2 protein-coding genes are annotated in these 1,892 nt (G+C 51.5%); both read left to right on the top strand.

The genetic code is table 11. The features are described 5' to 3' along the window. The first annotated feature begins 212 nt into the window (after window positions 1-212). Entirely contained in the window at window positions 213-785 is a 573-nt protein-coding gene (locus tag AAC599_RS20130; protein WP_340152152.1) for a Bro-N domain-containing protein, read from the top strand. Between the two features lie 76 nt (window positions 786-861). Continuing rightward, window positions 862-1,892: recombinase family protein (locus tag AAC599_RS20125; RefSeq protein ID WP_340152151.1), on the top strand; the 1,031-nt coding region annotated here is incomplete at its 3' end.

The following is a 1,892-nucleotide window of genomic DNA, read 5'->3' as shown; positions in this document are numbered from 1 at the left end:
ATGCAATCTTTTGCATTTTCGTGCAATCTTATGCACTCTCATGCATTCTTCTGCAATGCACTGTTATCGCTACATTTTTTAAGAAACCTATTCTTACGAGAGCATGCCTTTTTACACTTGCGCAGTAGTCACCCGGTCGAGTAATCAGAAGAATCCCGATGCGCGTCCACAACCAGAGCGGAATACGCATCATCGACAGACAAGGGGCTGAAATGAGCGAAATCATCACCTTTAACTTCGATAGCGTTGACTTTCGCGCCATCGAAATTGATGGCCAGATCTGGGCTGTAGGGACAGATGTGTGTAAAGCACTCGGCTATCGGGATGCGGAAAACGGTTTGCGAAATCTCGATGATGACGAAAAGGGTACACACATTGTGGGGACCGCTGGCGGTGATCAGAATTTGCTGATCATCAATGAAAGCGGGCTCTATTCGCTGATCCTTCGAAGCAGAAAGCCTGAAGCAAAGCGTTTCAAAAAGTGGGTAACATCCGAGGTCCTGCCATCCATCCGAAAAACCGGCGCATATCATGCTGAGACGACACTGTCAGCACAAGGCACCTACCAGCAGGAACTGATCGAAGCTCTTCGTGACAAAATCAGCCTGCTCGAAGAAAACCGTTCATTGGTTAAAGGCCGGATAACCCACGACAAGTTCCAGGGCGTTGCCCGCCAGCTTTTCGAAAAAACCGATTTCAATGACGAAATCATTGCTGAGATCCTTGCTCCAGGTATCGGCACCTTCATGCCGGAATGGGTCAGTTGGCAGAGACGACGGCATTGAGGCCGTTCCCCCGTCCTTCCTACCTGAACCGACCTGTTCACCGATCATAAGAACATAACCAGAATACGAGGCTTCCTTGAGAGCTGGAATTTACGCTCGTCACTCGACAGACAAACAAGGGACGAGCTCAGAAGATCAAATCCGCCGCTGTCAGGAATTTTGCCGTTTCAAGGGATATGATGTTGTTGAGGTATATCGCGACGAGGCCCTGTCCGGAGCTCACATCGAAAACCGCCCCGGCATCAATGCCTTGCTGATTGGCGCGCTTGACGGTCGGTTTGATGTTGTCATCGCAGAAGATTTAAGCCGCATCAGCCGTGATCAGGCAGATACGGCCAATTTCTTCAAGAAAATGATCTTCCTCGGTGTCCCTGTTGAAACTGTCAGCGAAGGGCTGATCAACGAGCTTCATATTGGCCTGAAAAGCACAATGAATGCGCTCTATCTCAAGGATCTGGCCGAAAAAACCCACAGAGGCGTTATTGCCGCCGTCCTGCGTGGCGGCGTACCTGGCGGGAAGCTCTATGGCTATGATCTGGTGCACGCACTTGACGAAGCAGGCGAGCCTATACGCGGCAAACGAACGATCAACCCGCAACAAGCCGCAATCGTCCGCGATATCTTCGCTGCATATGCTTCCGGCCAGAAACTCAAACATATATGTGAAGACCTCAATCGACGCGGTATTGATGCACCAAACGGCGGGAAATGGGCCCCGACAACGCTTGTCGGTTCTTTTGTCCGCCAGACCGGCCTGCTGCGTCAGACGCTATATAACGGCACCATAACGTTCAATAAGATGCAGTATCGCAAACACCCGGAAACCGGCAACCGAGTCTCTATCATGCGTCCGGAAAGCGAATGGGTAACAGTGCCGATACCCGAACTGGCCATTGTCGATGAAAACCTGTTTGCCAACGTACAACGAGCCCTTGATCTACGTTCGTCTAGGCAACGGGAACGCAAGCTGACCCCGAAAGTCACGACAGAAGAGGAGAAGCGCGAAGTCTCCATTAACCGTTCCCGGGAATGGCGACGAAACCAGGCCATCACCGGCAAACGCGCAAATGCGGTCTTTGGCGGCAAGCTCTATTGCGGCAAGCATGG

It is taken from the genome of uncultured Sneathiella sp. (assembly GCF_963976355.1).
Lineage (GTDB): Bacteria > Pseudomonadota > Alphaproteobacteria > Sneathiellales > Sneathiellaceae > Sneathiella.
This window is presented reverse-complemented; position numbering and strand designations above follow the sequence as displayed.

Bases quoted from the DNA above. Each gene is read 5' to 3' on its own strand.
- AAC599_RS20130 (WP_340152152.1), top strand. From the start codon at position 213: ATGAGCGAAATCATCACCTTTAACTTCGATAGCGTTGACTTTCGCGCC.